Here is a 23,312-nt window from a genome sequence, read left to right as displayed (position 1 = left end):
GTTACTGCGCCTGGCAGTAAATCATTGCGCCATCACTGTGGCGAATGACTTAGGTGGCAGGGGTTTCGCCGCTCTTTTCGGCGCCCGGCAGTTCAGGGCTGTGCTTGCGCTTGTTGCCCATGCGCACGCCGATGTCCATCAGGAACTGGAAGAAACCTTCCTGGTCTTCCAGCACATTGCTCCAGAACGGCGAGTGGTACAGCGCCACAGCGCCATGCACCAAGGCCCAGGCGGCGCAGTAGTGGAAATACGGTGGCACGTCTTCAAGCTTGCCTTCGCTGATACGCCCCTTGATCAGCAGGGTCAGGCGTTCGAAGTTCGAGGCGCGGATCTTGTGCAGCTCCTCGACCATCTCCGGCACCTGGTGACCTTTGACCACCTTCTCTTCCAGGCGGTCGAACAGGCGGTAACGCTGCGGGTCACGCATGCGGAACTCGAAGTAAGCGCGGGACAGGGCTTCCTTGTCTTTGTCGACATCCGCCGAGTGCAGCAACTCGTTCAAATCACGCTCGTAGTCGAGCATCAGGCGCAGGTAGATTTCGGCCTTGGATTTGAAGTGTTTGTAGATCGTGCCTTTGCCGATACCCACGGCATCCGCAATCATCTCGACGGTGACGCTGTCTTCACCTTGTTCGAGGAACAGCTTGAGCGCGGTGTCGAGAATTTCCTGCTCACGGCGGCGAAATTCACGGACCTTACGGGGTTCTTTGTGCATGAGGAAGAGTCTGCAAAGGTCGGAAATAGGGAGGGTTGCGCAGGGCCATGGATACGTGGCGATACGATTTACCCGGTGCGAGGGATTATCCCGACTGAACGGTCGTTGGGCAATGTCTATGTGAACCCGCCAGGCACATAACTTTCAATGCGCCAACGATTTCGCCGTTATCAGTCAGAAATAATACGCAACACCTGAACCTGCCCATCAGCGCAATGAGAACTCAAGCGAAGGCCGCGTATTCCAAATCTGTTTAAAAAACGATCAATCACGACTGGACTGAATAGGATAGTGGTCAATACTTCAACTGTCGGCGCGACATCTCCCCCAAGTGACGCGTCGACCTGGGTACCGACGGACTGCGTGCCCTTGTTTTACTCCTAATGGTCTTAGCCCGGATTCACCCCCCAGAACCCGGGTTTTTTTTGCCTGGAATTCGGCCGCTCTAACCGGCTAGGTGGGCCAGCGGGAACAGGCGCTTGAAGTTCTCGGTAGTCTGCTCGGCAAAGCGTTCGTACGACTCGCCGCGCAGCATCGCCAGGTAATCAGCCACATCACGTACATATTCGGGCAAGTTCGGTTTGCCGCGATGGGGGATGGGCGCCAGGTACGGCGAGTCGGTTTCCACCAGCAGGCGGTCGGCAGGCACCTGGCGGGCCACATCGCGCAGCGCGTCGGCATTGCGGAAGGTGACGATACCCGACAGGGAAATATAGAACCCCAGGTCCAGGGCCGCCTTGGCCATGTCCCAGTCTTCGGTAAAGCAATGCAACACGCCAGCCTGCGGCAACGCGGCTTCACGTAGCAAGGCCAGGGTATCGGCACGGGCACCTCGGGTGTGGACGATCACCGGCTTGCCCGTCTGCTGGGCGGCTTGCAGGTGCAAGCGGAACGAGGCCTGCTGCAACTCGGCAGCTTCAGGCTCGTAGTGATAGTCCAGGCCGGTTTCGCCAATGGCCACCACTCGCGGATGGTTGAGTTCGCCCAGTAGCCAGTCCAGAGCCGGCGCTTCGCCTGGCTTGAGGTCCAGCGGGTGAATGCCCACCGAGCAATCGACGTCGGCGTAGCGATCAGCCAGGGCTTTGACGTCGGCGGCGTTGTCGGCGCTGACGCCAATGCACAGGAAGTGCCCTACCCCACGCTGGCGGGCAGCTTCAAGGGCGGCGTCGAGGGAGCCGCCGTGCTGGGCAAGGTCGAGGCGATCAAGGTGGCAATGGGAATCTACGAGCATAGGAATCTGAGCTTAAGTCACACAAGAGGTAGGGCCAACGATACACCCGTCAGCCACGGAATTTAACGGCGCCCGAGCAGGCCGACCCACTGCACCAACAATGCCTCGAGCAACAGCACGCGGTTGAGGTTGGCCTTGCCGAGGACTTTCTGGCGCTGGGCGAGGATCCAGTCCTGGATGTTCAGCACTTTGTCCTGGGCACTTTTTTGCGCCAGGTATTGCACGACCTTGCGCATATCCGCCAGGCCCAGGCCTTGCTCATCCTGGGTAAGCTGGTAGCGCAGGATCAGGCTGGACCAGTCGCAAAACCAGTCGAACAGCAGCAATAGCGGAATGTCCTTCCAGGCGCTTTCGGCCAGTTGCGTGGCCGACAGTTCCTGCTTGAGCAGCTTCTTCACACCATCCACGACCAGTGCACGCTGTTCGCGCACGCCCTGAGCCTGCAGCTTCACTGCCGCCAAAGGCGAACCGGCCGCCAAGGTCAGCAACTCGCCTCGTTCTTCTGCGCTGCATTCCGGCAACGCCTGCGCCAGCCATTGCAGGCTCATGTCCTCGCTGGGCAACGGGCAAGCCTGCTGCACGCAACGGCTGCGAATGGTCGGCAACAAGCGGCTGGACTGGTGGCTCACCAGCAACAGCACGGTATCGCCGGACGGCTCTTCAAGGCTTTTGAGCAAGGCGTTGGCCGCGTTGATGTTCATCGCCTCGACCGGCTCGATCAGCACCACTTTGCGCCCGCCCATTTGCGCGGTCTGCACCACGAAGCTCACCAGGTCGCGCACCTGGTCGACCTTGATGGCCTTGTCCGCTTCCTCGGGTTCCAGCACATAATTGTCCGGGTGACTGCCAGCCTTGAGCAACAGGCAGGACTTGCACTCGCCACACGCCTCCAAGTTGACTGGGCGTTGGCACAACAGGCTGCCCATCAGGCGTTCGGCGAGGTGGCGTTTACCGATGCCCACCGGCCCATGCAGCAGATAGGCGTGGGCGTGCTGGGCGCGCCCTGCCAGTTGCTGCCAGAGGCCGTCCTGCCACGGGTAGGACTCAGCCACGGCTACGCTCCAGCAGAGTGGGCAGCAGCGCGTCGATAGCCTGTTGCACCTGACTCAGCGGCTGGGCGGCGTCCAATAGGTAATAACGTGTGGGCTCAGCCTTGGCGCGCTGCAGGAAAGCACTGCGCACCGCATCAAAGAAGGCTTGGCCTTCCAACTCGAAACGATCCAGACGACCTCGCGCACTGGCGCGGGCCATGCCCACTTCCACCGGCAGGTCGAACAACAGGGTCAGGTCGGGGCGCAGATCGCCTTGCACGAAGGTTTCCAGGGTGGCGATGCGCTCCAGGGACAAACCCCGCCCGCCACCCTGGTAGGCGTAGGTGGAGTCGGTAAACCGGTCGCAGATCACCACCGCACCCCGCGCCAGGGCCGGGCGAATCACTTCGGCCAGGTGCTGGGCACGGGCAGCAAACACCAGGAGCAACTCGGTGTCCGGGTTCATCGGCTCGTCACCCGGGGCCAGCAGGACTTCACGGATGCGCTCAGCCAAAGGCGTACCGCCCGGCTCACGGGTCAGCACCACCTCGATGCCCTGCGCACGCAGGCGCTCGGCCAAGTAGTCACGGTTAGTGCTTTTGCCGGCGCCTTCCGGGCCTTCCAGGGTAATAAACAAGCCAGTCACAGGCAGTCCTTAGTCAGAGTCATTGCGGGCTTTGCGGCGCGGTAGTGTCCGGCGCGGGCTCGATCGGTGCGTCGGGGGTGGGTGCATCACTGGCAGGTGCCGAATCTTCCAGCGGTTTCACCACAGGCGTCGGACTGGAACGGTAATCGGCACGGCGCTTGAGCTGGAACTCACGCACGGCGGCATTATGCGCATCCAGGTCATCCGAGAATATATGGCTGCCATCACCACGGGCGACGAAATACAGGCTGCTGCCCGGTACCGGGTTCAGCGCTGCATGGATCGCCTCGCGACCGACCATTGCGATGGGCGTGGGCGGCAGGCCGGCGACCATATAGGTGTTGTAGGGGTTGGCTTCCTTGAGATGGGCACGGGTCAATTTACCGTTGTAGCGCTCACCCAGGCCGTAGATCACGGTGGGGTCGGTCTGCAGCAGCATACCGATCTTCAGGCGACGCACAAACACACCGGCAATCTGCCCGCGCTCCTGGGGCACACCGGTCTCCTTTTCTACCAGCGACGCCATGATCAGCGCTTGGTAAGGGTCGGTATAGGGCGCGTCGGCAGCACGCTTGCTCCACTCCTGGGCGAGTACATCGTCCAGGCGGTTGTAGGCTTTTTTCAGGAATTCGACATCGGTCATGCCGCGGACAAAACGGTAAGTGTCGGGGAAGAACCGCCCTTCAGCAAACACACCTGGGTGGCCGAGCTTATCCATCACTTCGCTGTCAGTCAGGCCCGCGAGGGTCTGCACGATCTTTTCATGCTTGGCCAGGGCGGTGCGCACCTGACGGAAATTCCAGCCCTCCACCAAGGTCAGGCTGTACTGCACCACTTCGCCGCGCTGCCACAGGCCGATCAAACCCTCGGCGGTAAGGCCCGGGCTCATGCGGTACTCGCCGCTGTGCAATGGCTGGCCTTCGAGGTTGAAGCGCCAGTACAGACGCAACCAGAATGCATCGTCGAGCACGCCGTCGGCTTCCAGACGGTTGAAGGTGCCCGTCGGCGTAGCGCCAGCAGGTACGTCGAGCAACTGCTCCTGAGGCAGCTTCAGGGGCTGCTTGAGGGCAGAGTCGAGTTTCCAGGCCGAAAAGCCCACGAGCAAAGCCGCCGAGACCAGGCTGATCTGCAGCAGTAACACCAGTTTTCGTATCAACTCAAATATCCAATAGCGCGCGAACAATGCCTTGCAGTTTACGGGTGAGCGGCCCAACCGGCCAGCTCATCGCAGCGCAACCACGCACCGGCCAAATGCCATATACGCTGTTGCAGACGAAGACTTCATCGGCCTGTTGCAACTGCTCAACACTGATGTCGGCCACGGCCACCGGGACGCCCAGCGCTTGTGCCTGGGCCAGCACTTCGGCGCGCATTACGCCGGCAACGCCACAACGGCTCAGATCAGCGGTTAGTAACAAGCCGTTGCGTACCAGGAAAAGGTTGCTGAATATGCCTTCGATCACCCGACCAGACATGTCCAGCATCAGGCCTTCGGCATGTTCGGTATCTTGCCATTCGGCACGCGCGATCACCTGCTCCAGGCGATTGAGGTGCTTGATACCGGCCAGCAACGGCTGCTGCGCCAAGCGCGTGGCACACGCGAACAGGCGCACGCCTTCGACTTCATGGATGGGTGGGTAAACAGCGGGCGCACTGCCCTGCAAGATGCGGCGCACCGGGGCGCCAGGGTTGATGCCGTAACCGCGCAAGCTGTCGCCACGGGTGAGGATCAATTTGAGAATACCGTCGCCAAGGGCGGCGGCGAAGCTCAGCACTTCGTGGCGAATCAACCCGTGATCCACTACCAATGCCAAACGCCTGCAACCCTCTTCCAGGCGTTGCAGGTGACGGTCGAGCAGCAACGGCTGCCCGGCCTTGACGGCGATGGTCTCGAACACCCCATCGCCATAGGCCAGGCCGCGATCTTTCAGGGGCACGCTGTCCGCTGGCTGACCGTCGACCCAGCTGTGCATCACTCGGCGAACCGGCGGAACACCAGGGAACCGTTGGTGCCACCGAAACCGAACGAGTTGGAAATCGCCACGTCGATCGGCATGGGCTGCGCTTCGTGGGGCACGAAGTTCAGGTCGCAGCCTTCGTCCGGCTCATCAAGGTTGATAGTCGGCGGAGCGACCTGATCCCTGATTGCCATCACACTGAAGATCGCCTCGACCGCGCCCGCCGCACCCAACAGGTGGCCGGTCATGGACTTGGTGGAGCTGACCGCCAGCTTATAGGCGTGCTCGCCGAACACCGACTTGATGGCCTCGGCTTCCGCCAAGTCGCCGGTCGGGGTCGAAGTGCCATGGGCGTTGATGTACTGCACCTGGTTGGGGTTGACCTTCGCATCGCGCAGGGCATTGGTGATGCAACGCGCAGCACCCGCTCCGTCGGACGGCGGTGAAGTCATGTGGTACGCGTCACCGCTCATGCCGAACCCGATCAGCTCGGCGTAGATGGTGGCGCCACGCGCCTTGGCGTGCTCCAACTCTTCAAGCACCAGCGCACCGGCACCGTCGGACAGCACGAAGCCGTCACGGCCTTTGTCCCACGGACGGCTGGCACGGGTCGGCTCGTCATTGCGGGTCGACAGCGCACGGGACGCGCCGAAGCCGCCCATGCCCAGGCCGCACGCGGCCATTTCGGCGCCGCCGGCGATCATCACATCGGCTTCGTCGTAGGCAATGTTGCGCGCCGCCATACCGATGCAGTGGGTGCCCGTAGTGCACGCCGTTGAAATCGCGTAGTTAGGCCCCTGTGCCCCCAGATGGATGGACAGGAAGCCGGAAATCATATTGATGATCGAGCCCGGTACGAAGAACGGTGAAATTCGACGTGGGCCAGTCTCATGCAGCGTGCGGCTGGTTTCTTCGATATTGGTCAGACCGCCAATACCCGAACCCATGGCCACACCGATGCGGTCACGGTTGGCGTCGGTGACTTCCAGGCCGGCGTTACGCACTGCCTGAAAACCGGCAGCCAGGCCGTACTGAATGAACAGGTCGAGCTTGCGGGACTCTTTGATCGAGAGATATTCCTCGACATTGAAGCCCTTTACCGAGCCGCCAAAACGGGTGGAATAGGCAGAAAGGTCCGTATGTTCGATCAGACCAATACCACTGCGGCCAGCCAGAATGCCCTGCCAACTGCTTGGCACATCCGTGCCCAGTGGCGACAACATACCCATACCGGTGACTACGACGCGTCTACGCGACACAGCACTCTCCTTTTTCTAATGACGACACTTTTCATCGCCGCTAAAGAAAAAACCGCACGCCTTTACAGCAGTGCGGTTTTTCCCTGACAGCAAGCGACGACTACAAACTATTACGCCTGGTGGCTAGTAACGTAGTCGATGGCAGCTTGAACAGTAGTGATTTTTTCAGCTTCTTCGTCCGGGATTTCGGTCTCGAATTCCTCTTCCAGAGCCATCACCAGCTCAACGGTGTCAAGGGAATCGGCACCCAGGTCTTCTACGAAGGAAGCAGTGTTGACCACTTCTTCTTCCTTAACGCCCAGTTGCTCGGCGACGATTTTCTTGACGCGCTCTTCGATGGTGCTCATACCTTGTTTAACTCCTAATGGACAAATTCAGGCAGCTGGCCAGTGGGTAAGTGTATAGAAAGCCATTTCAGCTTTTCAACTGAAAGCTTCACCCTGTACCCGGTCGGCCACCTGCCTATAAATTAAGTTGCAGCTTTATAACGGATTTTAGACAGCTCGTATGACATTTTTTTGAAGCGATCCGTCACAATTTAACTCATGTACATCCCGCCGTTAACCGGGATTGTAGCCCCAGTCACGTATGCCGCACCGTCGGATGCCAGGAAAGTGACCACATTCGCAATCTCTTGAGCCTGGCCCAGACGGCCCAGCGGAATCTGCGTCAGCAACGCTTCACGCTGTGCTTCCGGCAGTTCACGGGTCATATCGGTGTCGATGAACCCTGGGGCCACCGAGTTGACCGTAATCGACCGCGAACCGACTTCACGTGCCAGTGCACGGCTGAAACCTTCCAGACCGGCCTTGGCGGAAGCGTAGTTTACTTGGCCTGCGTTGCCCATGGCACCCACTACGGAGCCAATATTGATAATTCGGCCCCAACGCGCCTTGGTCATGCCGCGCAAAACGCCCTTGGACAGGCGAAACAGACTGTTCAGGTTGGTATCGACCACGTCGTACCACTCGTCGTCTTTCATGCGCATCATCAGGTTGTCACGGGTGATCCCGGCGTTGTTCACCAGAATTGCCGGCGCGCCGAACTGTGCAGTGATCTCGGCCAATACGGCAGCTACGGACTCATCGCTGGTTACATTCAGTTCCAGGCCGGTGCCCTGCACGCCGTTTTCCTTCAAGGTCGCGGCGATACGCTCGGCGCCCGAGGCAGAGGTGGCGGTGCCAATCACAACGGCGCCCTGACGGCCCAGCTCCAGGGCGATCGCTTGGCCAATGCCACGGCTTGCGCCGGTAACCAGTGCAACTTTACCTTGCAGACTCATGCAGGCTTCTCCTAAGTACGGGATTCAGGCCAGTGCCGCGCGAGCGGCAGCGAAGGCTTCTGGGGTATTGAGGTTGGCGGTCGACACACCGTCGGCGCAGCGCTTGTTCAAGCCGGCCAGGACTTTGCCCGGGCCGCACTCGACCAGCTCGGTGGCACCGTTGGCGGCCAGGGTCTGGACCGATTCAACCCAGCGCACTGGCTTGTACAGTTGCTCCAGCAGGTCGCGCTTGAGGGTGTCGAGGTCGGCGGCCACGGCCGCACTGACGTTCTGCACCAGCGGGATCTGCGGCGCTTGCCAGTTGATGGCAGCGATAGACTCGGCAAACCGCTCTGCCGCCGGGCGCATCAGCTCACAATGGGATGGTACGCTCACCGGCAATGGCAGGGCACGCTTGGCGCCACGGGCCTTGCAACCCTCGATGGCACGCTCGACAGCTGCCTTGGCGCCGGCGATCACCACCTGGCCTGGGGAGTTGAAGTTCACCGCACTGACCACTTCGCCTTGCGCCGCTTCGGCGCAGGCCTCGATCACCACCGCGTCGTCCAGGCCCAGGATAGCGGCCATGCCGCCCTGCCCGGCCGGAACGGCTTCTTGCATCAGTTGACCACGACGCTCGACCAGCTTGACCGCTTCAGCCAAGGTCAGGCTGCCCGCGGCCACCAGGGCGCTGTATTCGCCCAGGCTGTGACCCGCGACGAATGCAGGGCGCGCGCCGCCTTCTGCCAACCACAAGCGCCACAGGGCGATCGAGGCGGTCAGGATGGCCGGCTGGGTTTTATCGGTTTGGTTGAGCAGCGCTTCCGGCCCTTGCTGGGTCAGTGCCCACAGGTCGTAACCCAGGGCGTCAGAAGCTTCCTTGAAGGTGTCCAGGATCAGCGGGTATTGCGCGCCCAGCTCGGCCAACATGCCGAGGGACTGCGAACCCTGCCCTGGAAAGACGAATGCGAGGGATGTAGACATGTAACAAGCCCCTAATGATCTGGTCGTCAAAAATGCTCGCGCCTACGGTGGGAGCGAACGAAACTGACAGATTGGATGGTCAATTGAACTGGCCGGTCACATTTAAGCACTCCCGGGCCAATTCGCCTAAGGCAACAGATCCTCGAGACGGCCGTGCAAGCGTTGCGGCAGGTTCTCTTGAATCTCGATCAAGGCCCGTGCAATTGCACTTTGAAAGCCCAGCACCCCGGCCGAACCGTGGCTTTTCACCACAATACCCTGCAAGCCAAGAAAGCTTGCACCGTTGTGCCGTGCGGGCGCCAGGTCGGCCTGCAAGCGTCGCATCAGGGGCAGCGCCAAGGCCCCCACTATACGTGACGCCAGGTTGCGCTTGAACAAAGCTTCGATACGCGTGGCGATCATGGTCGCCAGGCCTTCGCTGGACTTGAGCAGAATATTGCCGACAAAGCCGTCGCACACCACCACGTCAGCTTCGCCACGGTACAAACCATCACCTTCAACAAAGCCGATGTAGTTCAAACCCCGCGCGCTTTGTAGCAAGGTAGCGGCAAGCTTGACTTGCTGGTTGCCCTTGATGTCCTCAGTGCCGATATTCAGCAGGGCAACCCGGGGTCGGGGCACGCCCAGCGCCTCGGCGGCCACCGAGCCCATTACGGCAAATTGCAACAGGTGCTCGGCACTGCAATCGACATTGGCGCCCAGGTCCAGCAACTGGCAATAGCCCTTCTGCGTCGGGATCGCCGCCACCATCGCCGGCCGATCAATACCTGGCAAGGTTTTGAGCACATGCCGTGACAAGGCCATCAACGCGCCCGTGTTGCCGGCGCTGACACAGGCTTGCACCTTGCCATCACGCAACAACTCAAGGGCCACCCGCATAGAAGAATCGGGTTTGCCACGCAGGGCAACCGCCGGCTTTTCATCCATGCTGATGGTTTCGCTGGCTGGCGTAATCGTCAGGCGCGCGCGATCCACCGCCGGATGGCTGGCAATCAGTTCTTCAAGTAGGGAGGGTTGACCGACGAGGGTCAGGTGCAGCGAGGGCGTTGCAGACAGGCTGGCAATGCAAGCCTGAACAATGCTGCGGGGACCGAAGTCCCCGCCCATTGCGTCAATCGCGATGACTTGAGCAGACAAGTGATTACTCGTCAGCGCCCTTGTCGATCACTTTACGGCCACGGTATACGCCTTCTGGCGATACGTGGTGACGCAGGTGAACTTCACCAGTGGTCTTTTCCACGGACAGGGTGCTAGCCTCGAGAGCGTCGTGCGAACGGCGCATGTCACGGGCGGAGCGGGATTTTTTGTTCTGCTGAACAGCCATAATTGATTAACTCCTAAACGTTTGGGTCACGCTTTAACTGCGCCAATACACTGAACGGGTTGGACCGCGTTACCTCGTCCTCGCTCGGCTCGGCCTCGTCATCGAGACCCTCCGGCTGCTGGCATTCTTCCGGATGATGAGCAGGCACAATGGGCAAGGCGAGCAAAAGCTCCTCCTCGATCAGTGCATGCAGATCCAATGGATCTTCGCCCAGTTCCAGCACGTCATAACCTTTCGGCAACGACTGGGTATTCGCACCCTCTTTCACCACAGCATAACTGCATTCGCTGTGGATCGGCAGGGTGACCAGCTCAAGACAACGCTGGCAAACCATTTTGACTTCGGTGTCGATAACGCTGTGGATTACCACAGATTTACGTTCATCTCGTTCAAAAACGAATTTCGCCTGCACCGTACCGACAGTGTCGGAAAGCGGGTCGCAGAGTCTCTCCAAATCGGCCAGCAGCACTTCACCTTGAAGGGTGGTGCCACGATCAGCCAATTTGCGCGGGTCAACGTGAGGTGGAATCGGGTCATTCAACATAGGCGCAGCATTATAGGGATGCACCCGGCCATGTCAAAGGAAATTCAGCCCTGTGCGTCAGCCGGTCACGTCGATAGAATCGGCGACTGCCTTGAGGAGACGTATATGCTGCCTTTATTACTCGCGTCCAGCTCGGTTTATCGCCGGGAATTACTGAGTCGCCTGCACCTGCCGTTCACCTGCAGCTCGCCGGATATCGACGAAAGCCACCGCCCGGATGAACCCGCCATCGAACTGGTCAAGCGCCTGGCCGAACAAAAGGCCCGCGCCCTCGCCGCCAGCCATCCTGGCCATTTAATTATTGGCTCGGATCAGGTCGCCGCACTGGAAGGCCGGATCATCGGCAAGCCGCACACCTTCGAAAATGCTCGCGAGCAACTACTGGCTGCCAGCGGCAAGCGTGTGAGCTTCCTCACGGGCCTGGCACTGCTCAACAGCGAAACCGGGCACTGCCAGGTCGACTGCGTGACGTTTACCGTACACATGCGCGAATTGGATGCAGAACGTATCGAGCGCTATCTGCGGATCGAGCAGCCTTATGACTGTGCGGGCAGCTTCAAAGCAGAAGGGCTCGGTGTGAGCTTGTTCCGGAGCACCGAGGGACCGGATGCGACCAGCCTGGTTGGGCTGCCACTGATTCGACTGGTGGACATGCTGCTGACCGAAGGCGTACAGATCCCTTGAAACCTTCGTAAAGCAATGTGGGAGCTGGCTTGCCTGCGATAGCGATGTACCAGGCGACACTAATATCGACTGATCCATCGCTATCGCGGGCAAGCCCGCTCCCACAGTTGATCTACACCTAGCTTGGAATTTCAGCGCAGGGACGGCCCCTGGAAGCCCATGTACAGCGCCAATTTCTCCGCCACACTGGCACCGAGTTTCTTGGAGAAGCGATCAAAGGGCGATTCCTCGACCGTAAAATCCACCAACTCCTTCTCGCCAATCACATCCCGTGCCACCGAGCTGGCACTGCCCAAGCCGTCAATCAGGCCCAGCGGCAATGCCTGCTCGCCCGACCAGACCAGGCCGGAGAACAGCTCCGGATGCTCTTTATCTTTCAAACGATCCCCACGCCCCTGCTTGACGCTGGCAATGAACTGACGATGGGTAGTGTCGAGCACGCCTTGCCAGAACGCGGTTTCATCCGCCTTCTGCGGCTGGAAAGGATCGAGGAACGACTTATGCTCGCCCGAGGTGTAGGTGCGACGCTCCACCCCCAGCTTCTCCATGGCACCCACAAAACCGTAACCGGCCGCTGTGACACCAATAGAGCCCACCAGGCTGGCCTTGTCGGCATAGATCTGGTCTGCGGCGCTGGCAATGTAATAGGCGCCCGAGGCACCCAGGTCGGAGATCACGGCATAGAGCTTGGTATCCGGATGCAAGGTGCGCAGACGACGAATTTCGTCATACACATAGCCCGACTGCACCGGGCTACCGCCTGGGCTATTGATGCGCAGGACCACGCCTTTGACCTTGGGGTCCTCAAACGCCGCGCGCAGGCTGGTGACGATATTGTCGGCACTGGCGGGCTCCTTGTCGGCAATCACGCCGCGCACCTCGATCAAGGCAGTGTAATGACTGCCACGGGCGGCGCTCTTTTCCATGTCCATCAGCGGACTGAACAGCGCCAGCATCCCAAGCAGGTATACAAAGGTCAGCAGCTTGAAGAAAATCCCCCAGCGCCGCGAACGTCGCTGCTCCTGGACGCTGGCCAGGAGGGTCTTCTCCAAAAGCTTCCAGCTTTTATCATCACTGCTCTGTGCCTTTTCAGGCGCCTTCCACTCGTCACTCATGCCATTAACCCCAGCAAAGACTTACAGCGCCCGGCTGAGCCAGGCCTGCAGTTCAGAAAAATGATCAATCGTCAGCCTCGGCTCGTATTGCTGCAACGCCTCGGCAGACTGGGCGCCATAGCTGACAGCGACGCTGTCCATGCCCGCATTGCGTGCCATCATCAGGTCGAAAGACGCATCACCCACCATCAATGCCTCGCGTGGCGTTACGCCACAGTGCGCAAGGATCTGCTCCAGCATCAAGGGATGAGGCTTGCTGGCGGTTTCATCCGCAGCGCGGGTGATATCAAAGTAATCCTCCCAGCCATGGGCCTTGAGTACACGGTCCAGGCCGCGACGAGCCTTGCCGGTGGCGACCGCCAGGTGATAACCCTGGGCACGAAACGCTTCCAGCGATTGCACCACGCCTTCAAACAGCGGCGAAGGCGTAGCTTCCAGCGCAATGTAGTGGTCGGCATAGTGCTCGCGAAACGCCACCAGCTCGGCGTCGCTGATGTCGGGGTACAGGGTGCGAATGGCTTCAGGCAAACCCAGGCCGATAATGCCCTTCACCGCCAGGTCCGTGCACAATTCAAAGCCCGAGCGGGTCGACGCCATGTGCATGGACTCGACGATGCGGCCAATGGAATTGGCCAGCGTCCCGTCCCAATCGAAGATCAGCAGCTTGTAGTCAAGGTGCGACACTCAAACGCTCCACGGTCTTGGCCCACATCTCATCGACCGGCGCCTGCAACTTCAGCTCGCCGCCATCGGGCAGCGGCACGGTGAGCATGTAGGCGTGCAGGAACAGGCGCTTGCCGCCCAGATCGCGAATTTCCTTGGAGAAATCCTCGTCGCCGTACTTGGTGTCACCCGCAATGCAGTGGCCCGCATGCAGGGTGTGCACACGAATCTGGTGAGTGCGACCAGTGACCGGCTTGGCCTCGACCATGGTGGCGAAGTCACCGAAGCGACGCAGCACCTTGAACAGGGTCAGGGCCTCTTTGCCCTCCTCGTCCACTTCGACCATACGCTCGCCGGAGCGCAGGTTGCTCTTCTGCAACGGCGCACGCACGCTTTTGATCGAGCTGGCCCAGTTGCCGCGCACCAGCGCCATGTAGCGCTTATCCACGCCATCGCCACGCAGGGCGGTGTGCAAGTGGCGCAACATGCTGCGCTTCTTGGCGATCATCAACAGGCCAGACGTGTCGCGGTCCAGGCGATGAACCAACTCCAGCTCCTTGCAATCGGGGCGCAACTGACGAAAGGCTTCGATCACGCCGAAGTTCAAGCCACTGCCGCCGTGAACCGCAATGCCACAGGGCTTGTTGATCACGATCAGCTTGTTGTCTTCGAACACGATCGACGCTTCCAGGCGCTGCAACAAGCCTTGGGCCAGCGGCACCGGCTCGTCGCGCTCAGGCACGCGCACCGGCGGCACACGGACGATATCGCCCGCCTGCAGCTTGTACTCAGGCTTGATGCGCCCCTTGTTCACGCGCACTTCGCCTTTACGCAAGATGCGGTAAATCAAGGTCTTGGGCACGCCTTTGAGCCTGGCCAGGAGAAAATTGTCGATGCGTTGGCCGGCATATTCCGGCGAGACCTCAAGCAGCTGGACGCTGGGGGTCGGGGGGGTGGTAGTCGTCATGGCGGCGATGATAACAATTTTTTATGGAATTGAAGCACTTAATCATTACTGCTATAGTCGCGAACGCCGCCAAAAGCGGCCTGGACAGAGGACATGCGGCAAACTGCCGGCCCTGACCATCGCAATTCATCAGGACGCGAGGCCGTCCTACGGGGCTTTCGCCACCCAGGAAGGCTCAAGATTGTAACAAGCGCAGGTGACATGAGGCCTGAAGCGAGTGCAGAAAGCAGAGTGAATACTCGCCTTTTGCGCCGATATTTACGGCCAGTTCACAAAGTGCAGTCAGTTTTGAGCCAGACCATGGCGAATGCTTCGGAAACAACGCCTGTTAAGAGCTGAGTGAGAGCGCAACCGCCCACACCTAGTCTTGTTTAGCCATGAGCGTGGACTCCCCATTGGAGAACACGGTAAATGCCAACCCGCTGCGGATTCTGCGCGCGGCAGCACCCGAATTATCAGGGATACGTGTAGGGTGGAGATGCACAACCGTCGGACTGTGTAGCACTAGGCTTGTTTTAGACGCTTCATCTCGTCCACAGTCGCCGGTTGATTCCTCCTCCTGACCTTAGCTTTTGTTGAAGTGGTGCCTTTGTCACCACCGCTAACGAGCAGGACGCGTCCGTCGCGATACCGGCCCAATTGGCCGATTTTGCTGGACACTGGAGTGGCCAACCACTCTTGACGCACCTGACACCGACCGTGAGAAGTCGTGTGTGCCGAACGCCGTTTCCGGCAGCCCGGAAACCGACGGTACAACATGAAAAGAATGCTGATTAACGCAACTCAACCCGAAGAGTTGCGTGTTGCACTGGTAGATGGCCAACGCCTCTACGACCTGGACATCGAATCCGGTGCACGCGAGCAGAAAAAGGCCAACATCTATAAAGGCCGTATCACTCGCATCGAACCAAGCCTTGAGGCTGCCTTTGTCGATTTCGGCTCCGAGCGCCACGGCTTCCTGCCCCTCAAAGAAATCTCCCGCGAATACTTCAAGAAAGCCCCTGAAGGCCGCGTGAACATCAAGGACGTCCTGAGCGAAGGCCAGGAAGTCATCGTCCAGGTCGAAAAAGAAGAACGTGGCAACAAGGGCGCGGCCCTGACCACCTTCATCAGCCTCGCCGGTCGTTACCTTGTACTGATGCCGAACAACCCACGTGCCGGCGGTATTTCCCGTCGCATCGAAGGCGAAGAGCGTAACGAACTGCGTGAAGCGCTGAACGGCCTGATCGCACCGGCCGACATGGGCCTGATCGTGCGCACTGCCGGCCTTGGCCGCAGCAGCGAAGAAATGCAGTGGGACCTCGACTACCTGCTGCAACTGTGGACCGCTATCAAAGAAGCGTCCCTGGATCGTTCCGCGCCGTTCCTGATCTACCAGGAAAGCAACGTGATCATCCGTGCCATCCGCGATTACCTGCGCCAGGACATCGGCGAAGTGCTGATCGACAGCGTTGAAGCCCAGGACGAAGCCCTGACCTTCATCCGCCAGGTGATGCCGCAGTACGCCAGCAAGATCAAGCTGTACGAAGACAGCGTGCCGCTGTTCAACCGTTTCCAGATCGAAAGCCAGATCGAGACCGCCTTCCAGCGCGTGGTCGAACTGCCTTCCGGCGGCTCCATCGTGATCGACCCGACCGAAGCCCTGGTGTCCATCGACATCAACTCGGCACGTGCGACCAAAGGCAGCGACATCGAAGAAACCGCCCTGCAGACCAACCTGGAAGCGGCTGAAGAAATCGCCCGCCAGCTGCGCCTGCGTGACATCGGCGGCCTGATCGTGATCGACTTCATCGACATGACCCCTGCCAAGAACCAGCGCGCCGTGGAAGAGAAAGTCCGCGAGTGCCTGGAAGCTGACCGCGCTCGCGTGCAAGTCGGCCGCATCTCGCGCTTCGGCCTGCTGGAAATGTCCCGTCAGCGCCTGCGTCCATCCCTGGGCGAGAGCAGCGGCATCGTCTGCCCGCGTTGCAACGGCACCGGCATCATCCGTGACGTTGAATCGCTGTCCCTGGCGATCCTGCGCCTGATCGAAGAAGAAGCCCTGAAAGACCGTACCGCCGAAGTTCGCGCCCAAGTGCCGATTCCGGTTGCCGCCTTCCTGCTCAATGAAAAACGCAACTCGATCACCAAGATCGAACTGCGCACCCGTGCCCGTATCGTCATCCTGCCGAACGATCACCTCGAAACGCCGCACTTCGAAGTCCAGCGCCTGCGTGACGACAGCCCGGAAGCCCATAGCGGGCAGTCCAGCTATGAAATCGCCGCGGCTGCCGCCGAAGTCGAAGAAGTCCAGCCAGCCGCTGCGACCCGCACCCTGGTTCGCCAGGAAGCCGCGGTGAAGACTGCACCGGCCCGTGCCAACGCACCGGTACCGACCGAAGCTGCCGCCCCGGTTGCCGCGCCGGCCGCCCTGCCTGAGCCAAGCCTGTTCAAGGGCCTGGTGAAGTCGCTGGTCAGCCTGTTCGCCACCAAGGAAGAGCCTGCTGCCCCGGTTGTGGTTGAAAAACCTGCCACCGAGCGCCCGGCGCGCAACGAAGAACGTCGCAACGGTCGCCAGCAGAGCCGTAACCGCAACGGCCGCCGTGACGAAGAGCGCAAGCCTCGCGAAGAACGTGCCCCGCGTGAAGAACGCGCACCACGTGAAGAGCGTGCGCCTCGCGAAGCCCGTGAAGACACCCCGACCGTCGCCCGTGAAGAACGTGCACCGCGTGAAGAGCGCGCCCCACGTACCCCACGCGCTCCACGTGAAGACCGCAAGCCACGTGGCGAGCGTGAAGAACGCGTGCGTGAACTGCGCGAGCCTCTGGACGCGGCACCTGCCGCTGCCGCAGCCGTTAGCACCGAAGAGCGCCCAGCCCGCCAGCCGCGTGAAGAACGCGCGCCACGCGAAGAGCGCCAACCGCGCCCGCCACGTGAAGAGCGTCAACCACGCGCCGAGCAAGCCGCTGCTGCCACCGAAGAAGAAGTACTGACCGGCGAAGAGCAGTTGCAGGAAGACGGCCAGGACAACGCCGAAGGCGATCGTCCACGCCGCCGCTCCCGCGGCCAGCGTCGTCGCAGCAACCGTCGTGAGCGTCAGCGTGATGCCAACGGCAACGTAATCGAAGGTTCGGAAGAAACCGGCGAGAACGCAGAAGCTGCCAACAACGAGCCAACAGGCGCCGAACTGGCTGCCGGCTTGGCCGTTACCGCTGCCGTTGCCAGTTCGGTCATCAGCGCCCCTGCTGAAGCCCAGGCTCACGAGCAAGCCGAACGTGCTACCGCTGCCGTCGAAGACACTGTTGCCGTAGAAGCGCCAGCCGCCGAAACCCCAGCGGTTGAAGCGCCGGTTGTTGAAGCGCCAGTCGTTGAAGCCACAACCCCTGTCGAAGCCCCAGTGGTTCCGGAAGTGGAAGTTGCCCCGGTTCGCGACGCACAGCCAGAAACTGAAGCGGTTGCCGTTGAACCGGCTCCAGTGGTTGAGCCTCAGCCAGTAGTCGAAGCGGCTGTAGAAGCTCCGGCGGTCGAAGAAGCTGCCCCGGCTGTGCGTGAAGTTCGCGAAGAACAGACCGCCTTCCAGTGGACTGCCGAACCGGCTGCACCGGTTGAAGCGCCAACGCCTGCCCCAGTGGTAGAAGAAGCACCGGCACCGGTTGCTGAAGTCGTCGCCGAGCCAGCCCCAGTGGTTGAGCCGACGCCGGTTGTGGAGCCTGCGGCCGTGGTTGAAGTTGAAGCCCCGGTGGTTGCCGAAGTGGCCGCCCCTGTGGTTGAAGCTGCGCCTGCAAGCGCCCTCACCGAAAACGGCCGTGCGCCGAATGACCCACGTGAAGTGCGTCGCCGCCGCAAGGAAGCCGAAGCTGCTGCTGCCGCTGCCGCTGCCCAGGCGGTAGAGCACGAGGCCCAGGAAGCAGAGCACGAGCCTAAACCCCTCGTCTGATTCCATAAGCCACTAAAAAGCCCCGCCTGAGTGATCAGGCGGGGCTTTTTCATGGCTGATTATCTCGACCTGGAATGCGATCACTGTGGGAGCTGGCTTGCCTGCGATAGCGTCGATTCAGCCAGCGTGGCGGTGACTGACACACCGCTATCGCAGCATAGGTATCTACACAACTTTGTGGGCTGTAACGGCAGACGGTAACCACGATGCGAAGCGAGTCGCTCTTGAACTGCTTTTGATCTTAGGCGCCCCGTCAAACCACGCTGGCCGGAATTCGACAGGGATTTGGGGGGTAAACCGGCAGGGATGCCGGTTTAGCCGCCGTCAGGGCGGAACCCTAAGTGGCCGTTACCGCAGGAATGGATATGTACACAATCCAACTGTGTTGACTGTCAGGCCGCTATCGCAGGCAAGCCAGCTCCCACATTGGACGGTGGTGCGTCAGGTAGATATGCGCCGGCTATCAGGCCGTTACGGGAGCAAGCTCCCTCGCCACAGGTCCAACGTCGGCTCTAAGTAGATACCTATGGCTATCGCAGGCAAGCCAGCTGCCACACTTAACCTGCAGTAAAACTCAACCGTTGCGGCACATCCACATCCCAAAGCACACCAGGATCATCTACCTGCACCTCTCGCACCTGAGTTTGTGCAAACAACGGCCTGGCCCCACGATCCCCACTCAGAGCCATCAGCGCCGGCCCAAACCTGTGATGGAAAGCCACCGGGTGCCCGTACTGCCCGGCAGATACCGGCACAGTGACGCCCTCCACGCTGGCGATCACCCGTTCGATACTCGATGACTGAATAAACGGCATATCCCCCAACACCACCAGCCACCCATCCGCTGCACCGCTGGCCTTGACCGCCGCCGCAATGCTGTCGCCCATACCGCTCGAATCCAGCAGTACCACCTGACAGCCATAAGCCTCTGCCAGGCGGATAACCTCCCCGCGCTCCGGCGACGTCACTAGCCAGCGTGTTACAACACGCTCAGGCAAGTTGCGCAGCACCTGCTCGATGACCGGCCGACGAACGCCATCCAGCCCCACACACGCGGCGAGCAATTTGTCTTGATCAGCTCCAGCTTCGGCACGAAAACGACTGCCCTGCCCCGCCGCCAGCACAATCGCCGTCACCGTCACTCGGCCACCACTGCCATCGGTTTTTTCTGCATCGGTGCCACACCGTTTTTGATCGCAACAATTTCCGCCATCAGCGATAGCGCAATTTCCGCCGGCGTATGGCTGCCGATGTGCAGGCCGATCGGCCCGTGCAAGCGCGCAATGGCCTCCGCCGACAGGCCTAGCGCGGCCAGGTTCTCCCGACGCTTCTGGGTATTGACCCGCGAACCCAGGGCGCCAATATAGAACGCCGTGGAGTTCAGCGCCGTCAGTAACGCCATGTCATCCAGACGTGGATCGTGGGTCAGGCAGACAATAGCCGTGCGTTCATCGGTATGAATATTCAACACCGCCTCGTCGGGCATGCCCGGCACAAAGCGGCCATGCTGGTCTTCCCAGCCGTAGACGAACTCTTCGCGGGGGTCGCAGATCAGCACTTCGAAATCCAGCAGGCGCGCCATTTCCGCTACGTAGCGCGACAGCTGCCCGGCGCCGATCAACAGCAGGCGCCAGCGCGGGCCATAGATGGCGCGCAAGCGTTCGCCGTCGAAGCTCACCACGTCGGTCTTGCTGGCGGCGCTCAAGATCACTTCGCCGGTGGCCAGGTTCAGCTCGCGAGCGACAATCTGGTGATCTTCACAACGCGCCAGCAGCGCTTGGACCCAACCCCACTCCTCCACGCGCTCCTCGGTGAGCCTCAGGGTGCCGCCGCAGGGCAGGCCAAAACGCGCCGCCTCGTCGCGAGTGACGCCGTAGGTCACCAACTGCACGGGCGGGCCGTCAGCAGGCAAGCGGCCGTCTTGCAGGCGCGCGATCAAGTCATCCTCGATGCAACCGCCCGACACCGAGCCAATCACCACACCATCACCGCGCAGGGCCAGCATTGCGCCTGGCGGGCGCGGCGCGCTGCCCCAGGTTTGCACCACGCTGTACAACATCACGCGCTGCCCGGCGCGGCGCCATTGCAGCACGCTGCGCAGGACGTTCAGATCCACACTGTCCATCAGGCCTCCGGTAAGTACTGTCGCGCTCACTGTAAACCAAAAATATCCGTTGCATCCCCCCAGAAATGCAAACGCCCCGAACCAGTCGGGGCGTTTGCGGATAGCGTTGGCGTCAGTTCACGCCAGCAGCCACTTACTTGACGACAGGCGCCGGGCCTTCTGCCACGCCCAGGTCATCGAGCTCGCGGGTTTCGGAAATACCGGTACCGCCAGACGCCAGTTCGCTTTGCAGCTTGTCGGTGTCCAGTTCCTTGACCCACTTGGCCACAACGATGGTGGCAACTGCGTTACCCACCAGGTTGGTCAGGGCACGGGCTTCGGACATGAAGCGGTCGATACCCAGGATCAGCGCCAGGCCGGCAACCGGCAAGTGGCCGACAGCCGACAGGGTGGCGGCCAGTACGATGAAGCCCGAACCGGTCACGCCAGCCGCGCCTTTGGACGACAGCAGCAACACCAGCAGCAGAGTGATCTGGTGGGTGATGTCCATGTGGGTGTCGGTCGCCTGAGCGATGAACACGGCCGCCATGGTCAGGTAGATCGAAGTACCGTCGAGGTTGAAGGAGTAACCGGTTGGAATCACCAGGCCGACCACGGACTTCTTCGCGCCCAGGCGTTCCATCTTGATCAGCATACGCGGCAGTGCGGATTCCGACGACGAGGTGCCCAGTACGATCAGCAGTTCTTCACGGATGTAGCGGATCAGCTTCAACACGCTGAAACCGTGAGCGCGGCAGATAGCGCCCAGCACCAGCACCACGAACAGGATGCAGGTGATGTAGAAGCAGATCATCAACTGGCCCAACTGCACCAGGGAACCAACACCGTAGGCGCCGATGGTGAATGCCATGGCACCCAGGGCACCGATTGGCGCGAGCTTCATGATCATGTTGATGATGTTGAACATCACATGGGCGAAGCGATCGATGAAGTCCAGCACCGGCTTGCCGTAGGCACCCAGGCGGTGCAGGGCGAAACCGAAGATCACCGAGAACATCAGCACTTGCAGGATGTCGCCGTTGGCGAAGGCGCCGACGATGGTGTTCGGGATGACGTTGAGGATAAAGCCGACGATGCTCTGGTCTTTACCAGCGGTGACGTAGGCCGCCACTTTGGAAGCATCCAGGGTCGCGACGTCGATGTGCATGCCGGCGCCCGGCTGCACCACGTTGACCACGACCAGGCCAATCAGCAGGGCGATGGTGGAAACAATTTCGAAGTACAGCAGCGCGTAGCCGCCGGTCTTGCCCACCGACTTCATGCTTTGCATGCCGGCGATGCCGCTGACCACGGTACAGAAAATGATCGGGGCGATGACCATTTTGATCAGCTTGATAAAGCCGTCACCCAGTGGCTTGAGGGCCACGCCGGTCTGTGGGTAGAAGTGGCCGAGCAAGATACCGATAACGATTGCAACGATCACCTGGAAATACAGGGATTTGTAGATTGGCTGACGAGTCGTCATTGCAAAGTTCCTCAATCGTCCCGTGTGGCAAATATCCGCCATTGCCCACGGCACTTGAATTGCGAACCCTCCTGCACTGGAGGGATTTGTTGTTTGCGAAGCCTGTAGGAGCAAGCCTGCGCTGTAATCCTTATCGCAAACAGCGTGCCACTTTGCTTAAACGCGCTGAAGGCCTTTAGACATCAGGGCTTGGGGTTCACGGGCGACTCCGGAGAATGCAACAGGGTGGCGGATTTCCGCCCACTCATCCTGTCTCGTCCTACAATTTGGCGGATATCCGCCTTGTCGCCCCGCCGGGTGATGGCTACCATCCGCCCCTCCATGGATGAGGCCCTTGCATGCGTGAACGTACCATCGCCAGCCATTACGCCCGAGCGGCCCTCGGCGGTGCGCGCCGGGCCGGTTTTGACTACTCGGGGGTGTTGCAGCAGGTGGGCATCACCCCGGAACTGCTGACCGAACCCCGCGCACGCATCGCTCCAGAGCAATTTACCCGCTTGCTGCAAATGCTCTGGCTGGGGTTGGATGACGAATACCTGGGGTTTGCAGAAGGGCCGAGCAAACGTGGCACTTTCGCCATGATGTGCCATGCGCTGATTCATTGCCGCACGCTGGAGAAGGCGCTGGAGCGCGGCTTATTGTTTTATAGCCTGTTCCCCCAAGGCCCACGCTGGCAACTGACCAAAGAAGGCGACATGGCGCGTCTGAGCCTGGACGACTCACAGCTATGGGACCCGGACCACTTCCTCAGTGAATGCCTGCTGGTGATCTGGCATCGCCTGGGCAGTTGGTTGATCGGCCAGCGTATCCGGCTGCAGCAGGCCACCTTCAGTTACCCGATGCCGGCCCATGCCGGTGAATACGACCTGCTGTTCCCCTGCCCCCAGGTGTTCGGCGCGCCGACCAGCAGCCTGGTGTTTCCCAGCCGCTACCTGAGCCTGCCGCTGTTGCAGGACGAACGCACCCTCAAGCACTTCTTGCAGCGCTCCCCTGCCGACTTGCTGTCGCGGCCGGATGAAGGCGACAGCCTGAGCAGCCAGTTGCGTCGCTTGCTGAGCCGCGACCGCACGCCCTGGCCAGACCTGGAAGCCGTTGCCCAGCACCTGCACATCAGCCCACAGACCCTGCGCCGCCACCTGCGCGAAGAAGGCACGAGTTTTCAGGCATTGAAGGATGAGCTACGCCGGGATATCGCCATTTACCACCTGGGGCGGGCGGATTTGTCTTTGCAGGAGATCGCCGAGCAGTTGGGGTTTTCCGAACCGTCGGCGTTTCATCGGGCGTTCAAGAAGTGGACGGGGCTGACGCCGGGGGCCTACAGAGCGCAGGAGAGTTAGAGGCGTATTGGCTGGGAAGGCCTCATCGCAGGCAAGCCAGCTCCCACACTTGAATGTATTCACACATCAAAATTTGTAAACCCGATC

The 23,312-nt window shown here is 60.6% G+C and carries 22 protein-coding genes; 3 read left to right on the top strand and 19 right to left on the bottom strand.

What is annotated here, in order from left to right; translation table 11 throughout:
* Positions 1–49 precede the first annotated feature (49 nt).
* The 13 genes from AC4PS6_RS14130 to AC4PS6_RS14070 all read right to left on the bottom strand — a co-directional run bounded on the left by AC4PS6_RS14130 (position 50) and on the right by AC4PS6_RS14070 (position 10,953).
* A complete protein-coding gene (locus AC4PS6_RS14130; protein ID WP_003189287.1) occupies positions 50–715 on the bottom strand; it encodes a TetR/AcrR family transcriptional regulator in 666 nt (221 codons plus the stop codon).
* A gap of 445 nt (positions 716–1,160) precedes the next feature.
* Entirely contained in the window at positions 1,161–1,946 is a 786-nt protein-coding gene (locus AC4PS6_RS14125; protein WP_014719557.1) for a TatD family hydrolase, read from the bottom strand.
* 62 nt (positions 1,947–2,008) lie between these two features.
* A complete protein-coding gene (locus AC4PS6_RS14120; protein WP_014719558.1) occupies positions 2,009–2,998 on the bottom strand; it encodes a DNA polymerase III subunit delta' in 990 nt (329 codons plus the stop codon).
* Entirely contained in the window at positions 2,991–3,623 is a 633-nt protein-coding gene (tmk, locus tag AC4PS6_RS14115; protein ID WP_014719559.1) for a dTMP kinase, read from the bottom strand. The genes AC4PS6_RS14120 and tmk overlap by 8 nt, the downstream gene beginning before the upstream one ends.
* A 19-nt stretch (positions 3,624–3,642) precedes the next feature.
* Positions 3,643–4,779 carry an endolytic transglycosylase MltG gene (mltG, locus tag AC4PS6_RS14110; RefSeq protein WP_020301719.1) on the bottom strand — a complete coding sequence of 379 codons (1,137 nt, stop codon included), beginning with the start codon at positions 4,777–4,779 and terminating at the stop codon, positions 3,643–3,645.
* Between the two features lies 1 nt (position 4,780).
* Positions 4,781–5,596: an aminodeoxychorismate lyase gene (pabC, locus tag AC4PS6_RS14105; RefSeq protein WP_336827427.1), complete on the bottom strand. Its 816-nt coding sequence runs from the start codon at positions 5,594–5,596 to the stop codon at positions 4,781–4,783.
* Positions 5,596–6,840 (bottom strand): beta-ketoacyl-ACP synthase II, encoded by a 1,245-nt coding sequence (gene fabF, locus AC4PS6_RS14100; protein ID WP_038451239.1) that lies wholly within the window; start codon positions 6,838–6,840, stop codon positions 5,596–5,598. Before fabF ends, pabC begins: the two co-directional genes overlap by 1 nt.
* 110 nt (positions 6,841–6,950) lie before the next feature.
* Entirely contained in the window at positions 6,951–7,187 is a 237-nt protein-coding gene (gene acpP, locus AC4PS6_RS14095) for an acyl carrier protein (RefSeq protein WP_003175607.1), read from the bottom strand.
* Positions 7,188–7,378: 191 nt separating this feature from the next.
* The gene (fabG, locus tag AC4PS6_RS14090) at positions 7,379–8,122 is read right to left on the bottom strand and encodes a 3-oxoacyl-ACP reductase FabG (protein WP_005790544.1); all 744 of its coding nucleotides are present in this window, start codon (positions 8,120–8,122) and stop codon (positions 7,379–7,381) included.
* A 24-nt stretch (positions 8,123–8,146) separates the two neighbouring features.
* Positions 8,147–9,085, bottom strand: coding sequence for an ACP S-malonyltransferase (fabD, locus tag AC4PS6_RS14085; RefSeq protein ID WP_014719563.1), 939 nt, complete (start codon positions 9,083–9,085; stop codon positions 8,147–8,149).
* Between the two features lie 126 nt (positions 9,086–9,211).
* Positions 9,212–10,222, bottom strand: coding sequence for a phosphate acyltransferase PlsX (gene plsX / locus AC4PS6_RS14080; protein ID WP_073454171.1), 1,011 nt, complete (start codon positions 10,220–10,222; stop codon positions 9,212–9,214).
* A 4-nt stretch (positions 10,223–10,226) separates the two neighbouring features.
* Positions 10,227–10,409, bottom strand: a complete 183-nt coding sequence (gene rpmF, locus AC4PS6_RS14075; protein ID WP_003179396.1) for a 50S ribosomal protein L32 — start codon at positions 10,407–10,409, stop codon at positions 10,227–10,229.
* Between the two features lie 13 nt (positions 10,410–10,422).
* Positions 10,423–10,953: a YceD family protein gene (locus tag AC4PS6_RS14070; protein ID WP_003175611.1), complete on the bottom strand. Its 531-nt coding sequence runs from the start codon at positions 10,951–10,953 to the stop codon at positions 10,423–10,425.
* 105 nt (positions 10,954–11,058) lie between these two features.
* On the opposite strand from AC4PS6_RS14070, the gene AC4PS6_RS14065 reads away from it, so the two are divergent.
* Positions 11,059–11,637 (top strand): Maf family protein, encoded by a 579-nt coding sequence (locus tag AC4PS6_RS14065; protein ID WP_073845388.1) that lies wholly within the window; start codon positions 11,059–11,061, stop codon positions 11,635–11,637.
* A 131-nt stretch (positions 11,638–11,768) separates the two neighbouring features.
* On the opposite strand, the gene AC4PS6_RS14060 is transcribed toward AC4PS6_RS14065, so the two are convergent.
* The 3 genes from AC4PS6_RS14060 to rluC are packed head-to-tail and all read right to left on the bottom strand — an operon-like array spanning position 11,769 to position 14,382.
* Positions 11,769–12,752: a S49 family peptidase gene (locus tag AC4PS6_RS14060; RefSeq protein ID WP_014719566.1), complete on the bottom strand. Its 984-nt coding sequence runs from the start codon at positions 12,750–12,752 to the stop codon at positions 11,769–11,771.
* A 21-nt stretch (positions 12,753–12,773) separates the two neighbouring features.
* Positions 12,774–13,436, bottom strand: coding sequence for an HAD-IA family hydrolase (locus AC4PS6_RS14055; RefSeq protein ID WP_014719567.1), 663 nt, complete (start codon positions 13,434–13,436; stop codon positions 12,774–12,776).
* Positions 13,423–14,382 carry a 23S rRNA pseudouridine(955/2504/2580) synthase RluC gene (rluC, locus tag AC4PS6_RS14050; RefSeq protein ID WP_014719568.1) on the bottom strand — a complete coding sequence of 320 codons (960 nt, stop codon included), beginning with the start codon at positions 14,380–14,382 and terminating at the stop codon, positions 13,423–13,425. Before rluC ends, AC4PS6_RS14055 begins: the two co-directional genes overlap by 14 nt.
* 766 nt (positions 14,383–15,148) lie before the next feature.
* On the opposite strand from rluC, the gene rne reads away from it, so the two are divergent.
* On the top strand, positions 15,149–18,298 hold the full coding sequence (gene rne / locus AC4PS6_RS14045) for a ribonuclease E (protein WP_336827426.1): 3,150 nt from the start codon (positions 15,149–15,151) through the stop codon (positions 18,296–18,298).
* A 557-nt stretch (positions 18,299–18,855) separates the two neighbouring features.
* Here rne and AC4PS6_RS14040 read toward each other — a convergent pair.
* The 3 genes from AC4PS6_RS14040 to AC4PS6_RS14030 form a co-directional block, all read right to left on the bottom strand.
* Positions 18,856–19,440: a nucleotidyltransferase family protein gene (locus AC4PS6_RS14040; RefSeq protein ID WP_020301724.1), complete on the bottom strand. Its 585-nt coding sequence runs from the start codon at positions 19,438–19,440 to the stop codon at positions 18,856–18,858.
* Positions 19,437–20,423 carry an XdhC family protein gene (locus AC4PS6_RS14035; RefSeq protein ID WP_014719571.1) on the bottom strand — a complete coding sequence of 329 codons (987 nt, stop codon included), beginning with the start codon at positions 20,421–20,423 and terminating at the stop codon, positions 19,437–19,439. Before AC4PS6_RS14035 ends, AC4PS6_RS14040 begins: the two co-directional genes overlap by 4 nt.
* 133 nt (positions 20,424–20,556) lie before the next feature.
* Positions 20,557–21,888 carry a dicarboxylate/amino acid:cation symporter gene (locus tag AC4PS6_RS14030; protein WP_003189258.1) on the bottom strand — a complete coding sequence of 444 codons (1,332 nt, stop codon included), beginning with the start codon at positions 21,886–21,888 and terminating at the stop codon, positions 20,557–20,559.
* Positions 21,889–22,226: 338 nt separating this feature from the next.
* On the opposite strand from AC4PS6_RS14030, the gene AC4PS6_RS14025 reads away from it, so the two are divergent.
* The gene (locus AC4PS6_RS14025; protein WP_014719572.1) at positions 22,227–23,225 is read left to right on the top strand and encodes an AraC family transcriptional regulator; all 999 of its coding nucleotides are present in this window, start codon (positions 22,227–22,229) and stop codon (positions 23,223–23,225) included.
* Positions 23,226–23,312 lie beyond the last annotated feature (87 nt).

Source organism: Pseudomonas sp. DW-iso17 (assembly GCF_058725345.1).
This window is presented reverse-complemented; position numbering and strand designations above follow the sequence as displayed.

Bases quoted from the DNA above. Each gene is read 5' to 3' on its own strand.
- AC4PS6_RS14060 (WP_014719566.1), bottom strand. From the start codon at position 12,752: ATGAGTGACGAGTGGAAGGCGCCTGAAAAGGCACAGAGCAGTGATGAT.
- fabD (WP_014719563.1), bottom strand. From the start codon at position 9,085: ATGTCTACATCCCTCGCATTCGTCTTTCCAGGGCAGGGTTCGCAGTCC.
- AC4PS6_RS14025 (WP_014719572.1), top strand. From the start codon at position 22,227: ATGCGTGAACGTACCATCGCCAGCCATTACGCCCGAGCGGCCCTCGGC.
- pabC (WP_336827427.1), bottom strand. From the start codon at position 5,596: ATGCACAGCTGGGTCGACGGTCAGCCAGCGGACAGCGTGCCCCTGAAA.
- fabG (WP_005790544.1), bottom strand. From the start codon at position 8,122: ATGAGTCTGCAAGGTAAAGTTGCACTGGTTACCGGCGCAAGCCGTGGC.
- AC4PS6_RS14130 (WP_003189287.1), bottom strand. From the start codon at position 715: ATGCACAAAGAACCCCGTAAGGTCCGTGAATTTCGCCGCCGTGAGCAG.
- rne (WP_336827426.1), top strand. From the start codon at position 15,149: ATGCTGATTAACGCAACTCAACCCGAAGAGTTGCGTGTTGCACTGGTA.
- AC4PS6_RS14070 (WP_003175611.1), bottom strand. From the start codon at position 10,953: ATGTTGAATGACCCGATTCCACCTCACGTTGACCCGCGCAAATTGGCT.
- rpmF (WP_003179396.1), bottom strand. From the start codon at position 10,409: ATGGCTGTTCAGCAGAACAAAAAATCCCGCTCCGCCCGTGACATGCGC.
- AC4PS6_RS14125 (WP_014719557.1), bottom strand. From the start codon at position 1,946: ATGCTCGTAGATTCCCATTGCCACCTTGATCGCCTCGACCTTGCCCAG.
- acpP (WP_003175607.1), bottom strand. From the start codon at position 7,187: ATGAGCACCATCGAAGAGCGCGTCAAGAAAATCGTCGCCGAGCAACTG.
- AC4PS6_RS14035 (WP_014719571.1), bottom strand. From the start codon at position 20,423: ATGGACAGTGTGGATCTGAACGTCCTGCGCAGCGTGCTGCAATGGCGC.
- rluC (WP_014719568.1), bottom strand. From the start codon at position 14,382: ATGACGACTACCACCCCCCCGACCCCCAGCGTCCAGCTGCTTGAGGTC.
- AC4PS6_RS14030 (WP_003189258.1), bottom strand. From the start codon at position 21,888: ATGACGACTCGTCAGCCAATCTACAAATCCCTGTATTTCCAGGTGATC.
- AC4PS6_RS14065 (WP_073845388.1), top strand. From the start codon at position 11,059: ATGCTGCCTTTATTACTCGCGTCCAGCTCGGTTTATCGCCGGGAATTA.